The following is an 18385-nucleotide window of genomic DNA, read 5'->3' as shown; positions in this document are numbered from 1 at the left end:
GGAGTGTGGGTGGTGGGCGTGAGCTACGAGAAGCGCCGCGAGACTGTGTCTCGCGGCGCTTTCTCATGACTCCGGCTGGCGACTTCAACTCCCACTCGCTTCTCGCCTCTCAAGGCAACCAAAGAAAAACGGCGGGGCTCCAAAGGAGCCCCGCCGCTTCATCCACTTACTCGTCGGGCATCGTGAACGCCGACGGCTCGAAGGCCGGCAGCAATGCCTCGAAGTTCGGCTCCAGCGGTTCCGGCATCGGCTCCGGTTCCGGCAGCGCCTCGGAATCGACATCCACTTCCTGGTAGCGGTACATGCCTGTACCGGCCGGGATGAGGTGACCGATGATGATGTTCTCCTTGAGGCCCAGCAGGTCGTCGCGCGAGCCACGGATGGCCGCGTCGGTGAGGACGCGCGTGGTCTCCTGGAAGGAGGCCGCCGACACGAACGACTGCGTGGTAAGCGAGGCCTTCGTGATGCCGAGGAGGAGGGGCTCCGCCGTCGCCGGACGGATCTTCCGCTTCTTCGCATCCTCGTTGACGTCGCGGAACTGCGACCGGTCGACATGCTCGCCCTCGAGGAGCTCGGTGTCGCCCGAATCCGCAATGCGCACCTTCTGGAGCATCTGCTTGACGATCACGCCAATGTGCTTGTCGTTGATCTTCACGCCCTGCAGGCGATAGACCTCCTGCACTTCGTTGAGCAGGTACTCCTGCACCGCGCGCGGGCCCTTGATCCGCAGAATGTCGTGCGGGTTCACCGGACCTTCGCTGATGCGGTCACCGGCGCGCACGCGGTCACCCTCGTGCACGCAGAGGTGCTTACCAGACGGCACTTCGTAGACCTGCTCCGGCTGCGACTCGTCCACCGTCCACGAGCCGTTCTCGACGATCGCCGGACGGACGAAGACCTCGCGCTTGCCGCGCTTGATCTCGCCGAACCGCACGAAGCCGTCGATCTCGGAGATCGTGGCCGGATCCTTCGGACGACGGGCTTCGAAGAGCTCGGCCACACGCGGCAGACCGCCGGTGATGTCGCGCGTCTTATACGCCTCACGGCTGATCTTGGCCAGGATGGTACCGGCCTTGAGTTCCGAGCCGTCCTCGATCGTGATCACGGCACCGACCGGGAGGATGAAGTCGCGCACGCGCTTCTCCTTGCCGCCCTTGCTCTGCCAGATCTCGATGTGCGGGTGGAGCTTCTTCTCGCGGTCCTCGATCACGACGCGCTGGCGGAGACCCGTCAGTTCGTCGAGCTCTTCCGACAGAGACTCGTCTTCGACGAGGTCCACGAAGCGCACCGTGCCTTCGACGTCCGCGATGATCGGATTCGAGTACGGGTCCCACGTGAACACCGTGTCGTCCTTCTTCACGGCCTGACCATCCTCGACCATCAGGTACGCGCCGAGCGGCACCTGGAGGCGGGCTTCGATGGCCGCGTTCTTCTCGGCCGACGCCTTGATGATCAGTTCGCCTTCGTACGACGTCACGACCTTCTGGCCATCCGGGTTCACGACCGTCACGAGACGATCGCCGAACTCGATGACACCGGCCTTCTTCGTCTTGCGCGCCGTTTGCTCGGCGATACGCGCCGCCGTGCCGCCGACGTGGAAGGTACGCAGCGTGAGCTGCGTGCCCGGCTCGCCGATGGACTGCGCGGCGATGATACCGACCGCCTCGCCCAGATCGACCATGGCCATGGTGGCCAGGTTGCGACCGTAGCACATGCGGCAGAGACCACGCTTCGCTTCGCAGGTGAGGACCGAACGGATCTTCACCGTCTCGATGCCCGCATCTTCGATCTGCTGCGCCATCTCTTCCGAAATGAGCGTGCCCGCCTCCACGAGCAGACGCGGCCGGCCGGCCTCGTCGCGCTCCATCGGGTCGAACACATCATCGGCGGCCACGTTGCCGACAATGCGCTCGGCGAGCGGCTCGATCACATCTTCGCCTTCCTTGAGCGCGGCCGTCTCGAGGCCGAGGATCGTGCCGCAATCCTCTTCGGTGATCGTCATGTCCTGCGCGACGTCCACCAGACGACGCGTGAGGTAGCCGGCGTCGGCCGTCTTCAGCGCCGTGTCGGCCAGACCCTTACGGGCGCCGTGCGTCGACGAGAAGTACTCGAGCACCGAGAGGCCTTCACGGAAGTTCGACTTGATGGGGTTCTCGATGATTTCACCGATACCACCCGTCAGCTTCTTCTGCGGCTTGGCCATGAGGCCGCGCATACCCGCCAGCTGGCGGATCTGGTCGCGGCTACCACGGGAGCCGGAGTCGAACATCATGAACACCGGGTTGAACCCGCCCTGCGACTCGCGCATGGTCTTGATCATGGCGTCCGCGATGTCCGTATTCGCGTGCGTCCACGTGTCGATGACCTTGTTGTAGCGTTCGCCGTTCGTGATGTTGCCCGTCGCGTAGGCGCGCTGGAAGCGCTCGACGCGCTCCGACGCTTCCTGCAGCAACGTCTGCTTGTCCTTCGGGATGTGCAGGTCCTCGATGCCGATGGACACGCCACCGCGCGTCGCGTTGCGGAACCCGAACTCCTTGAGGCGGTCGAGCATGGCCACCGTTTCGGCCAGCCCCGCCGAGCGATAGCTCGCGAAGACGAGCTCGCCCAGCGCCTTCTTCTTCATGTCCTTGTTCAGGAACGGCATGCCCTTCGGCACGATGCCGTTGAAGAGCACACGGCCGCACGTCGTCCCGATCCATTCCTTGCCGTTCTCGGTCTCGACGAGCCAGCGGATCGGCGTCTGCAGGTTCGCGCGGTCGTTCACGATCGCCATTTCGACTTCGGCGATGCTCGAGAGCGACGGCAGCGAGTTCACGAACGCCGGGTCCGTGATCTTGCGATCGAAGTCGGCCGACGGCGCCTTGGTGGCGACGTAGCAGCCGAGCACGATGTCCTGCGACGGCTCGGCCACCGGACGACCGTCCGACGGCTTGAGGATGTTGTTCGAGGAGAGCATGAGCACGCGCGCCTCGATCTGCGCCTCGAACGAGAGCGGCACGTGCACGGCCATCTGGTCGCCATCGAAGTCGGCGTTGAACGCCGTCGTGACGAGCGGATGGATACGAATGGCCTTGCCTTCCACCAGCACCGGCTCGAACGCCTGGATGCCCAGGCGGTGGAGCGTCGGCGCGCGGTTGAGCAGCACCGGGTGGTCCTTGATGATCCCTTCGAGCACCTCGTAGACCATCGCGTTCTCACGCTCGACGATCTTCTTGGCGCGCTTCACCGTTTCGGCTTCACCGCTCTCGACGAGCTTGTGAATGATGAACGGCTTGAAGAGCTCCAGCGCCATGGCCTTCGGCAGGCCGCACTGGTGCAGCTTGAGCTCGGGACCCACGACGATGACCGAGCGGCCGGAGTAGTCCACGCGCTTGCCGAGCAGGTTCTGACGGAACCGGCCCTGCTTGCCCTTGAGCATGTCGGACAGCGACTTGAGCGGACGCTTGCCGCGGCCACGAATGGCCTTCGAGCGGCGGCCGTTGTCGAAGAGCGCGTCGACGGCTTCCTGCAGCATGCGCTTCTCGTTGCGCAGGATCACTTCCGGCGCGCGGTGCGAGATGAGCTTCTGCAGGCGGTTGTTGCGGTTGATGACGCGGCGATAGAGGTCGTTCAGGTCCGACGTCGCGAAGCGGCCGCCATCGAGCGGCACGAGCGGACGCAGGTCGGGCGGAATCACCGGAATGACGTCCGGGATCATCCACTCCGGCCGATTGCGGATCTCACCGCCCTCACCCGACGTGCGGAACGCGTCGACGATCTTGAGGCGCTTGAGCATCTGCTTCTTGCGATGCTGCGACGTCTCACCCACGACGCTGCCACGGAGCTCCTCGGCGGTCTTGTCGACGTCGAGGCGCTTGAGCAGTTCCCGCACGGCCGGCGCGCCGATGTCGCACTGGAACGCCGTATCACCTTCGGCCTTCGCCTTCTGGCGGAGCGTCAGGTATTCGTCTTCGTCGAGCAGCTGGCGCTCACGCACCTCCTGGCTGCCCGGGTCGATGACGATGTAGTTGCTGTAATAGATGACCTTCTCGAGATCACGGAGCGTGACGTCGAGCAGGTTGCCCATCGGGCTCGGCAGGGTCTTGAAGAACCAGATGTGCGCGACCGGCACGGCCAGTTCGATATGGCCCATGCGCTCGCGACGCACCTTGCTCAGCGTCACTTCCACGCCGCACCGATCGCAGATCACGCCGCGATAGCGGATGCGCTTGTACTTGCCGCAGTGGCATTCCCAGTCCTTGACCGGACCGAAGATGCGCTCGCAGAAGAGACCGTCCTTCTCCGGCTTGAACGAGCGGTAGTTGATGGTTTCCGGCTTGGTGACCTCACCCCACGACCACCAGGTGCGCAGGCCGGCCATCTCCAGCCGCTCGCGCTCCTTGGGGTCCTTGGGGCCGCGGATCTCCTCGGGCGAGGCGATCCGGACCGACATGAAATCGAACGCGGACGCGCGGGCTTCGCGCGAGCTGCGGAAATCGATCATCGACTTACTCCTCCCCGCCGTTGCTGTTGCCGCCGGCGTCGATCAGCTCAACCCCGGTGCCATCGCTGGCGCCGAGAGTGACCTTGATGCCGAGCGCCTGCAGTTCCTTCACGAGCACGTTGAACGACTCCGGGATGCCCGGTTCGGGCAGATTCTGGCCCTTCACGATGGCCTCGTAGACACGGCTGCGGCCGTTCACGTCGTCCGACTTCACCGTGAGAATTTCCTGGAGCGTGTGCGCCGCGCCGTACGCCTCCAGCGCCCACACTTCCATCTCGCCGAAGCGCTGACCACCGAACTGCGCCTTGCCCGCGAGCGGCTGCTGCGTGACGAGGGAGTAGGGGCCAATGGAGCGGGCGTGGATCTTGTCGTCGACAAGGTGCGACAGCTTGAGCATGTAGATCTCGCCGACCGTCACCGGCGACGTGAAGTACTCGCCCGTGCGACCGTCGCGCAGCTTCGCCTTGCCCGTGGGCGTGAGCCCGGCCAGACGAATGAGCTCCGCCGCGGCGGCGTCCGTATCGGCCTCCTTGCCACCCGCGAGCATCGCCGCGAGCGCCGGGAGTCCCTTCTTCTGCAGCGCCGCGACCGGCGAGGCCTGCGCCTCACTCTCGAGCAGCTCGATGGCCTTCGCCGCGTCACCCGGGAGTTCGTCACCCGTGCGATGAATGGCGATGGTCGCCTGCACCGCATCGAGCTCACGCTGCGCCAGCGTGCGCGCCGCCTGCGTCAGGAAATCCTTCGCGCGGGTATACAGCCCCTTGGTCTCGGCCGACATCGCCTTGCCACCAAGGTCGTTGAGGTTCGCATCCATCAGCAGCTCGACCTTGTCCGGCAGGCGGCGGTCGGGCTTGATGTCGGCGAGCAGCGCCTTCACTTCGGCTGGCGTCGCGTCGTTCGACGCATCGCCGAGCATCAGCGTCTCACGCGCCCAGCGCAGGCCGGCGAGCTTCATGAGCAGGCCGATTTCGCGCTCGTTCGCGCCTTCGAACACCGGCGTCTTCGCGTAGAAGTTGAGCAGCTTCGCGGCCCACCCGAGGTGGGTCTCGAGGATCTGCCCGACGTTCATGCGCGACGGCACGCCCAGCGGGTTGAGCACGATGTCCACCGGACGGCCGTTCGGGAGGAACGGCATGTCTTCTTCGGGGACGATACGCGCCACGATACCCTTGTTGCCGTGACGGCCGGCCATCTTGTCACCGACCGAGATCTTGCGCTTCTCGGCCAGGTACACCTTCACGAGCTGGATCACACCCGGCGGGAGCTCGTCGGGCTGCAGGATGCGGTCGATACGCTCTTCGGCCCGCTCTTCGATCCGGCTCTTCTCTTCGTTCGCGGCGTCGATGATCTCGCGCACGCGATCGTTCGCCTTCTTGTTCTCGACGCGGAACGTCTTGAGGTCGAGCGTCGCGAAGCGGAGCCCCTCGAGGATCTCCTTCGTGAGCACGGTGCCCGCCGGAATCGCTTCCTCGACGGTGCCCGCCTTGAGCGCGAGCGACACCTTTTCGCCTTCGAGGAGCGTGGCCAGCTCGGCGTCACGCACTTCGTTGACGCGAATCTTTTCCTCGCCCTCGAGACGGCGCACTTCACCGATGCGCTCGCCGCGATCCTTTTCAACGACCTGATCTTCGACGCGCGAGAAGATCTTCACGTCGATGACCGTGCCTTCCATGCCCGGCGGCACCTTGAGCGAGCTGTCCTTCACGTCCTTCGCCTTTTCGCCGAAGATGGCCGTGAGGAGCTTCTCTTCCGGCGACAGCTCGGTCTCACCCTTCGGCGTGATCTTGCCGACGAGGATGTCACCCGGCTTCACCTGCGCGCCGATGCGCACGATACCGCGCTCGTCGAGGTCAACCAGCGACTCCTCGGCGACGTTCGGAATTTCGCGCGTGATTTCTTCCTGCCCGCGCTTGGTGTCGCGGACGTGCAGTTCGAGCTCCTGAATGTGGATCGACGAGAACACGTCGAACTTCACCAGGCGCTCGGAGAGCACGATGGCGTCTTCGAAGTTGTGGCCGTACCAGGGCATGAACGCCACGGTGACGTTGGCGCCGAGCGCGAGCTGGCCCATTTCCGTCGCCGCACCGTCCGCGAGCACTTCACCCTTCGCGACCTGCTGGCCCATGCGGACGAGCGGGCGCTGGTTGATGGCGGTGTCCTGGTTGGTACGCCAGTACTTCTTGAGCTTGTAGCGATCGAGCTGGCCGAGGCGCGCCAGCGGACGATCGGTCTCGACGGCACCGGCGATGAGGCCGGCGTCGACGATGATCTCATCGGCCGTGACGCTCGTGACGATGCCGGCGCGGCGCGCGATGATCACCGCGCCCGAGTCGACGGCCACGGTGGCCTCGAGGCCCGTGCCGACGAGCGGCGTACGGGGCTGGAGGAGCGGCACCGCCTGGCGCTGCATGTTCGAGCCCATCAGCGCGCGGTTGGCGTCGTCGTGCTCGAGGAACGGAATGAGCGCGGCGGCGATGGACACGAGCTGTTCCGGCGCCACGTCCATGTAGTCGATGTTCTCGGGCGGCTCGAGCGGCAGGTCGCCGCGCTTACGCGTGAGCACGAGTTCGTCGACGAACGTGCCGTCGGGATTGAGCTTGGCGTTGGCCTGCGCGATGATCGCGTCTTCTTCGCGGTTCGCGTCGAGCCACACGATCTCGCCCGTCACCCGGCCTTCCTTCACGATGCGGTACGGGGTCTCGATGAAGCCGAGATCGTTCACGCGGGCGAAGCAGGCGAGCGACGTGATCAGGCCGATGTTCGGACCTTCCGGCGTCTCGATGGGGCACATGCGGCCGTACTGCGAGTAGTGCACGTCACGGACTTCGAAGCCGGCGCGCTCACGCGTGAGGCCGCCCGGACCGAGCGCCGAGAGGCGACGCTTGTGCGTCAGCTCGGCGAGCGGGTTCGTCTGGTCCATGAACTGCGACAGCTGCGACGAGCCGAAGAACGCCTGGATGACCGCGGACACCGTACGGGCGTTCACGAGGTCGTCGAGGGAGATCTTCTCCGGATCGGTGTTGATCGACATGCGCTCCTTGACCAGACGCGCCATGCGCGAGAGGCCGACGGAGAACTGGTTCGCGATCAGTTCACCGACCGAGCGGATGCGGCGGTTGCCGAGCTGGTCGATGTCATCCACATCGCCGCGGCCTTCGTGCAGTTCGACGAGCTGACGCATGATCTCCACGAAGTCTTCCTTCGTGAGGACCGTGGTGCTCATCGGCGTGTTGAGGCGCAGGCGCTGGTTGATCTTGTAACGACCGACGCGACCGAGGTCATAGCGCTTCGGCGAGAAGAACAGGCGCTCGAGCGCCTGCTTCGCCGTTTCGCGGTTCGGGGCGTCGCCCGGACGGAGGAGGGCGTAGATCTGCTTGAGCGCCTCTTCCTCGGCCTTGGTCGGATCCTTGGCCAGCGTGTTCTTGATGAGCGTCGACTCGGCGCGGCCGGAGGCGACGAACACCGTCACCTTGGTCTGGTCGGCCTTGCGGATCTTCTTGATGACGGCGTCGGTGAGCGTCGTATCCTTCTCGGCGATCACTTCACCGGTGTCGAGATCGATCACGTCCTTGGCCAGCGTACGGCGCACTTCGCGCTCGCCGCGGTCGATCGCGTCCTGCTCGTCGCGGAGGTCGATCTGCGTGTACGACGCGAAGACCTTGACCGACGTGACGCCCTGGCGCACGAGACGGTTGAGCACCTCTTCGGTGAGCTCATCACCTTCGCGCACAAGCAGCGCGGCCTCGGAACGCTCGCGCTCGGCCTTCGCCTTCTTGGTCTTGGGCTTCGGCGCGTCGGCCGCCGTGATCTCGCCTTCGAGCGTGATGTCTTCGGCGATGATGGCGCCGAGCACTTCACGCTGGTCGTTGCGCGTTTCGCGCTTCTTGGTCAGGTCGAGGTCGCGCTCAGCGAAGAACAGGCGCAGAATGTCGCGATTCTCGCCATAGCCGAACGCACGCAGCAGGGCCGTCGCGGGGAACTTCTTCTTCTTGTCGATGTGGACGTAGATCACATCGTGGATGTCCACGGTGAACTCGACCCAGGAGCCGCGGAAGGGAATGATCCGCGACGAGAGCAGCCGCTGGCCGTTCGGGTGCGTGCTCTCTTCGAACACGACGCCGGGCGAGCGATGCAGCTGCGAGACAATGACGCGCTCAGCGCCATTGATGACGAAGGTGCCGAGCTCGGTGAGGAGCGGCAGTTCGCCGAGATAGACTTCCTTTTCGATGATGTTCCGGGGACGCTTGCCGTCGCCGGTATCCTCGAAAATGACGAGCTGGAGGGTGGCCTTGAGCGGGGCCGAGTACGTCATGTCGCGCTCGATGCATTCGGCGACCGAGTACTTGGGCTCGCCCAGCGAGTACCGCACGAACTCCAGCGAGAAGTTCTCGTGGACGTCCGTGATCGGGAACAGGTCCTTGAAGACGCGCTCGAGGCCGACGTCCTCGCGCTCCTGCTGCGCGGCATCCAGTTGTAGCAGCGACTCAAAGGCGCGCGTCTGGATGTCCAGCAGGTGGGGCATGTCCATGCCCGTCTCGAGCTTCGCGAACGAGATCTGGTTCATCATATCCTTAAGGGGCTCACCCTCTGGCGGGGTGCGCGAATCCCGGACGGCGGAGACCCCGCCGACCGGGGGCGCAAAGCGCTCCGTCCCCGACGGCCACGGTCACGTTTTCGTGACCCTGGCCCCCGGGGAGGAGCGTTCCAACGACGGAACTACAGAGTGTCGACGTAGAGCTGGCCTATGGCCGGGCTTTACTTGACTTCGACGCCAGCGCCTTCGGCCTCGAGCTTGGCCTTGATCTGCGCGGCTTCGTCCTTCGACACGTTTTCCTTCAGCGTCTTCGGCGCGCCGTCGACCAGGTCCTTCGCTTCCTTGAGGCCCAGGCCGGTGAGCTCGCGCACCACCTTGATGACCTGGATCTTCTTGGCGCCGGCATCCTTGAGGATGACGGTGAACTCGGTCTGCTCTTCGGCCGCGGCCGCCGGGGCCGCCGCGCCACCGCCGCCGCCCGCCGCAACCGCGGCGATCGTGACGTTGAACTTCGTCTTGAATTCTTCGATGAGCTCGGACAGCTCGATGACGCTCATCGCGCCGATCGCGTCGAGGATCTCGCTCTTGGTAGCCATGGTGTAAAAATCTCCGTGTGTCTCCCCCAGGGAGCCTGGGGCGTTGTTAATCAGGCGAACGCCTGGGGATCAGTTGGAGCCTTCGAGCTGCGCCTTACGGGCGTCGAGGGCGAGGGCGAACATCATCGGGATGCTGTTCAGGTACCCGGCGAACATCGAGAGAGCTTCTTCACGCGTCGGGAGCGAGGCCAGCTTCTTGACCATCGCTTCGTCGATCGCATTGCCCTCGTAGACGCCGCCCTTCACGGTGGGCTTCTGATCGTTCTCCTTCGCGAAGTCGGAGAGGACCTTGGCCGCCGTGATGGCATCCTTCGCCACCACCACCCCCGTGGGGCCCTTCAGACGCTGGGACACCAGGCCGCTTTCGTTCACGGCACGGAGCGCCAGCGTGTTCTTGATCACGACGTACTCCACGCCCGCCTTGCGGAACCGGCGACGGAGGTCCGTCATGCGCTTCACGTTCAAGCCCGTGAAGTCGGTGTAGTAGAGTGCCGTGGCACCCTGCATCGACGCCTTGAGGCTGTCGACCAACACCTGCTTGTCGCTCTTCTTGGCCTTTGGCTTTGCTTTCATGGTGACGTCTCCCTCTTACCGGAACGGCGTGGTGTCGATGGTGACGCCAGGACCCATGGAGCTCGAGATCGCGACGTTGCGGATGTACACGCCCTTCGCCGCAGCGGGCTTGGCGCGGACAATGGTATCCAGCAGCGCAGCAAAGTTGGTCTCGAGCTGATCGGGCGTGAACGAGATCTTGCCGATCGGGGCGTGCACATTGCCGCCCTTGTCAACACGGAACTCGATCTTGCCGCCCTTCGACTCCTTGACCGCCTTCGCCACGTCGAACGTGACCGTGCCGGCCTTCGGATTCGGCATCAGGCCGCGCGGACCGAGGACACGGCCGAGCTGGCCGATCTGTCCCATCTGGTCCGGGGTCGCGATCATGACGTCGAAATCGAGCCAGCCTTCCTTGATCTTCGCGAGGTACTCGGTGCCGACGAAATCGGCGCCCGCCTCCTGCGCTTCCTGCACCTTCGAACCCGCCGCGATGACGAGCACGCGCATCGTCTTCCCCGTACCAGCCGGGAGGACGACGGTGCCACGCACCACCTGATCGGCATGCCGGGGATCAACCCCGAGGCGGATCGCCACTTCGACGGTCTCGTCGAACTTCGCGAAGCTCATCTGCTTCACGAGGGCGATGGCCTGCTTGGCCTCATACGACTTGCCGAGTTCGCGACGCTCACTCGCGGCTCGGTACTTCTTCCCGTGCGTCTTCATGAGGCTCAATCCTTCACCGTGATGCCCATGGAGCGGGCCGCGCCGGCGATCATCGCCACCGCGCTCTCCATGCTGTCACAGTTGAGGTCGGGCATCTTGAGCGTCGCAATCTTTTCGAGCTGCGCGCGCGAGATGGCACCCACCTTGACCTTGTTCGGCTGACCCGAGCCCTTCTCCACGCCGAGCTCCTTCTTGATCAATTCCGCCGCGGGCGGCGTCTTGAGAATGAAGGTGAACGACTTGTCCGCGTAGATCGTGACCTCGACGGGGATGATCATATCCCCGCCCTGCGTGCGAGCGTTGAACTCCTTGCAGAACCCCATGATGTTGATACCCTGGGGACCGAGGGCCGTACCTACCGGGGGCGCCGGGTTCGCCTTGCCTGCAGGAATCTGCAGTTTGACGAATCCAGTGACCTTCTTGGCCATGCGACTTCCTCATCGCGAGTTACCCACGCGGACTGTCCACGTGGGGGCTAGCTACCACGTTGTTTGGCGTCGAGTGGTGGCGACGTCCTTCGAGAGATCTGGCGATCTCTCCACCTTCAACTGATCAGTTCTGCGTTCCGGGTTTTTGGTTGTGGGTCGTGGGTGAACCCACAACCCAGGACCGAAAACCCGAAACCCACGACTGATCGGTTCAGTACCCTCTCAGCTGCAGGTAATCCAGCTCCACACTCGTCGGTCGCCCGAACAGGGAAACCGACACCCGCACCTTGCCCTTGTCGGGCAGCACTTCTTCGACCGTACCGTTGAAGTCCGCGAACGGGCCTTCGGTGATCGCCACCGCCTGCCCCACGAGGAACGGAATCTCCTCGCGCACCGGCGCTTCCTCGGCCGGATCCGCCTGCCCCAGCAGGCGACGCACTTCGTCGTCGCGCAGCGGCATCGGATCGCGATCCTTCCCAACGAACTTGATCACGCCCTGGATCGCGCTGATTTCGTGCAGCGTGTCCTGGCTGGCGACCATTTCGACGATCACGTAGCCGGGAAACTTCTTGCGCTCGACCGTGACCTTCTTGCCGTTCTTGATCTCCACGACCTCTTCCGTCGGCACGATGGCCTGACGGATGAGCCGGTCCTCGGGCGCCACCGGATCCGCGTCGATCTTTCGCTGGATCAGGCGCTGCACCTTGTTCTCGTGGCCGGACGTGGTTTGGATCGCGTACCAGCGATGTTCGAGCATCGACAGCGTCATGAGCGAGTCAGCGGGGTCAGGGGAGATCAGCGACCGAGGAGCATGGACGGCAGCCGCACCAGCAGCGCCTGCAACCCCACGTCCACCAGGCCAATCACGGCCCCGAGCAGCAGCACGAAGATGATGATCTGAATCGTCGCCTGTTGCAGCTGCGGGCGATCGGGCCAGGTCACCTTCTTCATCTCGGCGATCACGTCATGGTAGAACGTGACCAGCCGAGTGCCGAGTCCCGGACGGGATACCTCGACGGGAGCGGTCATGACTACTTCGTTTCCTTGTGCGTCTGATGCTTGTTGCAGCGCGGGCAGTACTTCTTCCACTCGACGCGCTCGGGATGCAGACGCTTGTTCTTCATCACGAAGTAATTGCGGTTCTTACACTCGGTGCACCCGAGGATGATCTTCTCGCGCGGCATGATTCCGGCTCCAGCTCGTAGCTGACTATAGACCTGCGTCGACCAGCGATAAGGCAGCCGCACCGATTGGGCTGGCGCGCTGCCACATGAGAAAAAACGTTCGACACCCCGCCCGGCGAGGCCGGAAGGGGTGAGCCTTGCAACGTAGCGGAGCCGGACGCCACCCGCAAGTCACGGGCCCGTCGTATCCACACGCCCCGGGGGTGGCTCGCAAGTCGCTCCCCCATGGGCAGTTAGTTCGACCGGTGTGACGCCGAACGCGCCCCGAATGTTCCCGCAAGACGGGCCCCGCCCGACACGGCCGAGGCTGCCATTTTCGGGGACCGGGCGTATGGTTCCGGCCATGCCCGGCACCATCCACATCCGCCTCGCCGTCCCCGCCGACGCCCCCGCCATCGCGGCCATCTACAACGAGGGGATCGCCGGCCGCGGCGCCACCTTCGAGACTACCCCCCGCACCGAAGGCGACATCCTCGGCTGGTTCAGCACCGCCGTCCCGGTCACCGAGGCCGGTCACCCCATCCACCATCCGTTCCTTATTGCAGAAAACCGGGACGAACGCGTGGTGGGCTGGATCCGGGCCTCCGCCTATCGGGCGCGCGCCTGCTACGCCGGCATCGGGGACTTCTCCGTGTACGTCGCCGCCGACACCCGCGGGCAGCGCGTCGGCGACACCCTCATGGCCGCTTTCCTCCCGGCCTGCCAGGAGGCGGGGCTCTGGAAGGTCCTCTCCCGGATCTTCCCGGAGAACGCCGCCTCCCTCGCCCTCTGCGCCCGCCACGGCTTCCGGGTCGTGGGGACCTACGAAGCCCACGCGCAGCTCGATGGCGCGTGGCGGGATGTGGTCATCGTGGAGCGGCGGCTCGTCTAGGCCACGCGCCGGCTGCCGACGCTACGGTACCAGCTCGACGGTCAGCCCCAGCGGCCCGTGGGCGCCGATCACGAGCGTCTGCTCGATGTCCGCCGTCTTGGATGGCCCGGCGACGAAGCAGCCGAAGGGGGCCGCCGCGATATCGATCGCCGCATAGGCGTCGTGCAGCGTATCGACCAGCGAGGCCCGCGACACCACCAGGGTGACGTGCTCGGCCAGAAAGAGCTGCTGCCGGTCATCTGCGGTGCGCGGCACGACCCAGACGGCACCACTTTCGGCCACGCCCACGACCCCCACAAAGCGCACCGCGTCGGCGGCGGGCGCGACGACGTCGCTCGCGGACACCACCTCGGCACCACTCGCCCGCACCTGCGCGATGAACCGTTCGACGCGTGCCGACGCGGTGGCTGGCACCGGTGCGTACTCGCCCGGATGCGCGACCGGCGCGAGATGCGGCGCGCGGCCGACGTCGCGCAGGCGGGCCAGGATGTCGGCGCGCGCGTCAGTGCTCATGATCACTCCGGGCGCGCCACCAGGCGTGGAACGACTCGGCAGCGGGCATGGGCACTGTACGCCCGCGCCCCCACCCGCCACTCAGCGCGCGCGTGACAGCACGCGGGAGAACGCGCAGCGCCAGGCGGAGTACCGGCGTCAGCGCGCGGGCCAGCGCGGGGCGCTGCAGCAGCTGCGTCGCCACGCGGGTCGCCTGTCGAGTGCGCGACGACCCGTGCCCCGCCTGCACCACATCGGCCCGCCAGGCCAGCAGTTGCGCATCGAGATCGACGTGCACCGGACACACTGCGGTGCATGAACCGCACAGCGTACTCGCGAAGGGCAACGAGGCATGCGCCGCGAGATCAAACCCCGGCGCGAGTACGCTGCCGATGGGGCCCGGTACCGTCGTGCCGTAGCTGTGGCCGCCACTGCGGCGATACACAGGACAGGTGTTGAGACACGCGCCGCAGCGGATGCACTTGAGCGAGCGCCAGTAACTGGGGCGGGCGAGCTGCGCGGTGCGCCCGTTGTCAACCAGAATGATGTGCACCACCTGCCCCTCGCGCGGCCCGTGCACATGCGAGGTGTACACCGTCTGCGGCTGCCCGGTGGCGCTGCGGGCGAGCAGGCGGAGAAACACCGGCAGATCGCGCGCCGTCGGGATGATCTTCTCGATTCCGATCGACGCGATGTGCAGCGGCGCCAGCGCCATCCCGAGATCGGCATTGCCCTCATTCGTGCACACCACGAACCCACCCGTCTCGGCCACGGCAAAGTTGGCGCCGGTGAGCGTCGCGTCCGCGGCGAGAAAGCGCGCGCGCAGATCGGCGCGCGCCGCCCGCGTCAGCGCGACGGGATCGACGAGCGTGGCGGGCGTGCCGAGGTGTTCGTGAAAGGTGGCACCGACATCCGCGGTCTGCAGATGGATCGCCGGCATCACGATGTGGCTCGGCGGTTCCTCGCGCAGCTGCACGATGCGCTCGCCGAGGTCCGTGTCCACCACCGCGATCCCGCGCGCCTCGAGATACGGGTTGAGCTGACACTCTTCGGTGAGCATCGACTTGCTCTTGACCAGCCGCGTCGCGCCCGCCTCGGCGAGCAGGCGGTGCACGATCGCGTTGTGCTCCGCGGCGTCGCGCGCCCAGTGCACCTGCAGGCCCTTCGCCCGTGCCATTCGCTCGAACTGCTCGAGATACGACGCCAGGTGCGTGAGCGTATGCTCCTTGATCGCCGACGCGTGCGTCCGCAGCGCTTCCCAATCGGGGACATCGGCCACGGCAGTGTCGCGCCGTTGCCGGATCCACCACAACGCAGCGTCGTGCCACTCGGTCCGGTCGGCATCGCTCACAAACGCGGCGGCCGCCGCGGCGTGATCGAGCACCGGCAGTGTCGGGCGGCTCATGCGTGATTCATCCGCGCCCCAGACGGCGTGCGGGGTCGAGCACTTCCGCCACGTGCCACATCGGCAGCGGGGCGCCATTGGCCTCGGCGACGGCGCGCAGATGCAACGCACAGCTCAGATCCGTGGTCACGACGGCTTCGGCCTTCGCGCGGCGCATATCGCGCAGGCGATCAGTGCCCATGCGGGTGGAGAGCTCGGGTTCGCCGAGGGCAAAGGTGCCCCCGAAGCCGCAGCATTCGTCCGGGCGGGTCAGCGGGGCGACCTCGAGGCCGTGGACCTGCGCGAGCACCGCCGTCACCAGGTTCCGTGGCGCGACCGTGCTGCCGGGACCGCGCTCCGACGGCACCGCGAGGCCGAGGCCGCGCAGCGCGTGGCACCCGATGTGGACGGCCACGCGTGCCGGGCAGGTAGCGCCAAGCGCGGCGAGTGCGGGGAGGCCGATCTCGTCATGCAGGAATGCGGTGAATTCCTGGACGCGGCGGCGCAGGGCGTCGTGCGTGGTATGCGCGCGCACATGCTGCGCGCAGCTGCCCGAGAGCACCACGACGGGGGCATCGCCGGGGACCTCACGCACGTGTGCCTGCTCGAAGCGCGTGAGGAGCGCTTCCCCATCGTCGTTGTAGCCGGCGTTCGTGGGCGGCTGGCCGCAGCAGCTGGCCGAAGCCGCCACGTGCACCCGGCAGCCGAGCCGCTCCAGCACCGCCACCGCCGACCGGGCGGCCGACGGCTGGAACTGATCGACAAAACAGGGCACGAACAGGACGACGTCACGCATGGGTGTCACCCATGGGCGTCACGCAGAAGGGGCTGGCATGGTACGCCCAAGATGCATCGCTGCACTCCGGCGCGCGGCCCCCGGTCTACGCCACGCGGTCCCCGAAACACCAAACCCCGCCGGTCGGATGACCGGCGGGGTTGGTTTTGAGAGCTCACGACCGGGATCGAACCGGTGACCTCATCCTTACCAAGGATGTGCTCTGCCGACTGAGCTACGTGAGCGTCCTGCACACCTGCGAGCTACATGAAACAGAGCGGGAGACGGGACTCGAACCCGCGACATCAAGCTTGGAAGGCTAGCGCTCTACCAACTGAGCTACTCCCGCGTTGTCCGTCGTACCCGATGCACCCGCCATCGGTCCCGCATACGTCCTGTAGTGGTGAGGGAAGGATTCGAACCTTCGAAGGCTTGCGCCGTCAGATTTACAGTCTGATCTCGTTGGCCACTTGAGTACCTCACCCGAGGCCGCCGGCTTGGGGCCGGCACGGCCCGAAGCTGACGATGGGGCTCGAACCCATGACCTGCTGATTACAAATCAGCTGCTCTACCAACTGAGCTACGTCAGCAGAAGGACCCGAACTCCCAGAGTCCCGTAGGATAATGGGGGTCTACCCCTTCCGCCAGCGGGTGCCCTGCGGGCCGTCCTCAATGAGGATGTTTCGAGCCACCAGTTCGTCACGCACCGCATCGGCGGCAGCCCAATCGCGCCGTTCCCGAGCCGCCTTGCGGGCCGCCAGACGGTCCTCGACCCAGGCCGCCAGCTCGGCGTCGGCGTCCTGCTCCGGGACGAGATCGAGCACCCCGTCCATCAGCCGGAACGCCGCCCGCGCGCGCTCCAGGGCCGCCACATCGGTGCCGCCCGCGTCGAGCTCGCGGTTGGCCTCGGTGATGAACGTGAAGAGCGACGCCATCGCCTCCGGCGCGTTCAGGTCGTCGAACAGCGCGTCGATGAACGCCTGCTCAGCACGCGTCGCCGCATCGGCCAGCGCCGGCGTCGCGCCCGTCGCCTCGGCCAGACGGCGCGCGAAGGCGCCCACGCGGTTCACCGCCACGCGTGACGATTCGAGCGTATCCTCGCCAAGGTTGAGCTGCTTCCGGTAATGCGCGCTGAACACAAAGTGGCGGTATGCGGTGCCGCTGATCCCGGCGTCGCGCAGCCCCACCACGTTCGACACGTTCCCCACCCGCTTGGCCATCTTGGAGCCGTCGGTGAGCAGGAACTCCCCATGGCACCAGCACCGGGCGAACGGCTTGCCCGTCGCGGCTTCACTCTGCGCGATCTCGTCCTCGTGATGCGGGAAGATCAGGTCGATCCCCCCCGCGTGCAGGTCGAACGTCTCGCCGAGGTACTTCATGGCCATCGCCGAGCACTCGAGGTGCCACCCGGGACGCCCGCGCCCCCATGGAGAATCCCACGCGGCGCCGGTCGCTTCGTCTTCGGGCTTGGCCGCCTTCCAGAGCGCGAAGTCCTGCGCGTTCTCCTTGGCGTACTCGTCCTGCGCCACCCGCGCCCCGCTTTTCACTTCGCGCTTGTCGAGCTGCGACAGCTTGCCGTAGTCCGCGAAGCGATCAATCGCGAAGTACACCGAGCCATCCTCCGCGATGTACGCCACGCCGTTCGCGACGAGCCGCTCCACGAGCGCGATCATCTCGGGGATGTGCTCGGTCGCCTTGGGGTAGCGCTCCGCGTCCTCGATGCGGAGATAGCGCCGGTCCTGGTGAAAGAGCGCGGTGTAGGGCTCCGTCACCTGCAGGATCGAGATCCCCTCCGCCTGCGCCTTCCGGATGATCTTGTCGTCCACGTCGGTCAGGTTCATCACCTGCTCGACCTGCCACCCCGCCAGGCGGAAGACCCGTCGCAGCAGGTCCTCGAAGAGAAACGTGCGAAAGTTACCGAGATGGGCGGCGTTATAGACCGTCGGTCCACACGTATACATGCGCACCGTGTGACCATCGACGGGTGCGAATGGCTCGACGCGACGCGTCAGCGTGTTGAACAGACGGAACTCGGGCATCGGCGTGCGACTGGGGGACAGGGGCAGCGAACGATTGGGGCTTGTGGGTCGGCCGGGATCCACCGACAATTTCGTGCGTTGAATCTAATGGGGGTCACCTAGCCCCCTGTGCCTTCCCTCCCACCGGATCCATCCATGTCGCAGCCCGTCTCGCCGGATCGTCCGTTCCGCGCCCGTACCGTTGCCCTCGTCGCCGGCGTCGTCGCGGTGAGCCTCGCCGCCCGCTGGCAGCAGCCGGCCACGCCGGCCCCCGCGACGCAGCCCCCGGCCGCGCCGGCCGCGGCCTTCGGGTCCGCGGATCCAGCGGCGCAGCTCCGCCGC

15 protein-coding genes and 4 tRNA genes are annotated in these 18385 nt (G+C 66.0%); 2 read left to right on the top strand and 17 right to left on the bottom strand.

All coding sequences use genetic code 11. The features are described 5' to 3' along the window. Positions 1–166: 166 nt before the first annotated feature. The 9 genes from rpoC to rpmG form a co-directional block, all read right to left on the bottom strand. Positions 167–4483, bottom strand: coding sequence for a DNA-directed RNA polymerase subunit beta' (rpoC, locus tag K2R93_03360; protein MBY0488857.1), 4317 nt, complete (start codon positions 4481–4483; stop codon positions 167–169). A gap of 4 nt (positions 4484–4487) precedes the next feature. Continuing rightward, positions 4488–9047, bottom strand: coding sequence for a DNA-directed RNA polymerase subunit beta (rpoB, locus tag K2R93_03355; GenBank protein MBY0488856.1), 4560 nt, complete (start codon positions 9045–9047; stop codon positions 4488–4490). A 191-nt stretch (positions 9048–9238) separates the two neighbouring features. Then, positions 9239–9613: a 50S ribosomal protein L7/L12 gene (gene rplL, locus K2R93_03350; protein MBY0488855.1), complete on the bottom strand. Its 375-nt coding sequence runs from the start codon at positions 9611–9613 to the stop codon at positions 9239–9241. Positions 9614–9682: 69 nt separating this feature from the next. After that, a complete protein-coding gene (rplJ, locus tag K2R93_03345) occupies positions 9683–10186 on the bottom strand; it encodes a 50S ribosomal protein L10 (GenBank protein MBY0488854.1) in 504 nt (167 codons plus the stop codon). A 15-nt stretch (positions 10187–10201) separates the two neighbouring features. After that, positions 10202–10891 carry a 50S ribosomal protein L1 gene (gene rplA / locus K2R93_03340; protein MBY0488853.1) on the bottom strand — a complete coding sequence of 230 codons (690 nt, stop codon included), beginning with the start codon at positions 10889–10891 and terminating at the stop codon, positions 10202–10204. A 5-nt stretch (positions 10892–10896) separates the two neighbouring features. Continuing rightward, on the bottom strand, positions 10897–11319 hold the full coding sequence (gene rplK, locus K2R93_03335) for a 50S ribosomal protein L11 (protein ID MBY0488852.1): 423 nt from the start codon (positions 11317–11319) through the stop codon (positions 10897–10899). Positions 11320–11530: 211 nt separating this feature from the next. Continuing rightward, entirely contained in the window at positions 11531–12088 is a 558-nt protein-coding gene (gene nusG / locus K2R93_03330; protein MBY0488851.1) for a transcription termination/antitermination protein NusG, read from the bottom strand. 26 nt (positions 12089–12114) lie between these two features. Beyond that, a complete protein-coding gene (gene secE, locus K2R93_03325; GenBank protein MBY0488850.1) occupies positions 12115–12348 on the bottom strand; it encodes a preprotein translocase subunit SecE in 234 nt (77 codons plus the stop codon). A 2-nt stretch (positions 12349–12350) separates the two neighbouring features. Beyond that, a complete protein-coding gene (gene rpmG / locus K2R93_03320; GenBank protein ID MBY0488849.1) occupies positions 12351–12503 on the bottom strand; it encodes a 50S ribosomal protein L33 in 153 nt (50 codons plus the stop codon). 343 nt (positions 12504–12846) lie between these two features. Here rpmG and K2R93_03315 point away from each other — a divergent pair, with 343 nt between their 5' ends. Continuing rightward, positions 12847–13374 (top strand): GNAT family N-acetyltransferase, encoded by a 528-nt coding sequence (locus K2R93_03315; protein ID MBY0488848.1) that lies wholly within the window; start codon positions 12847–12849, stop codon positions 13372–13374. Positions 13375–13395: 21 nt separating this feature from the next. On the opposite strand, the gene K2R93_03310 is transcribed toward K2R93_03315, so the two are convergent. The 8 genes from K2R93_03310 to cysS all read right to left on the bottom strand — a co-directional run bounded on the left by K2R93_03310 (position 13396) and on the right by cysS (position 18064). After that, complete coding sequence (locus K2R93_03310) at positions 13396–13887, bottom strand: LUD domain-containing protein (protein MBY0488847.1); 492 nt, start codon at positions 13885–13887, stop codon at positions 13396–13398. Then, positions 13877–15271, bottom strand: coding sequence for an LUD domain-containing protein (locus K2R93_03305; protein MBY0488846.1), 1395 nt, complete (start codon positions 15269–15271; stop codon positions 13877–13879). Before K2R93_03305 ends, K2R93_03310 begins: the two co-directional genes overlap by 11 nt. A gap of 7 nt (positions 15272–15278) precedes the next feature. Next, positions 15279–16046 carry a (Fe-S)-binding protein gene (locus K2R93_03300; protein MBY0488845.1) on the bottom strand — a complete coding sequence of 256 codons (768 nt, stop codon included), beginning with the start codon at positions 16044–16046 and terminating at the stop codon, positions 15279–15281. Positions 16047–16197: 151 nt separating this feature from the next. Further along, a tRNA-Thr gene (locus K2R93_03295) sits at positions 16198–16270 on the bottom strand. A gap of 31 nt (positions 16271–16301) precedes the next feature. Continuing rightward, positions 16302–16374 (bottom strand) — tRNA-Gly (locus tag K2R93_03290). 52 nt (positions 16375–16426) lie between these two features. Continuing rightward, positions 16427–16509, bottom strand: a tRNA-Tyr gene (locus tag K2R93_03285). Between the two features lie 33 nt (positions 16510–16542). After that, positions 16543–16615: transfer RNA gene (locus tag K2R93_03280), tRNA-Thr, on the bottom strand. A 42-nt stretch (positions 16616–16657) separates the two neighbouring features. Next, entirely contained in the window at positions 16658–18064 is a 1407-nt protein-coding gene (gene cysS, locus K2R93_03275) for a cysteine--tRNA ligase (protein ID MBY0488844.1), read from the bottom strand. A 135-nt stretch (positions 18065–18199) separates the two neighbouring features. Here cysS and K2R93_03270 point away from each other — a divergent pair. Further along, positions 18200–18385 (top strand): hypothetical protein (locus tag K2R93_03270; GenBank protein MBY0488843.1); only part of this gene is annotated, 186 nt, incomplete at its 3' end.

This window comes from Gemmatimonadaceae bacterium, from assembly GCA_019752115.1.
Classification (GTDB): domain Bacteria; phylum Gemmatimonadota; class Gemmatimonadetes; order Gemmatimonadales; family Gemmatimonadaceae; genus Gemmatimonas.
Note: the sequence above shows the minus strand (reverse complement) of the source record. Positions and strands in the feature narration are given on the sequence as shown.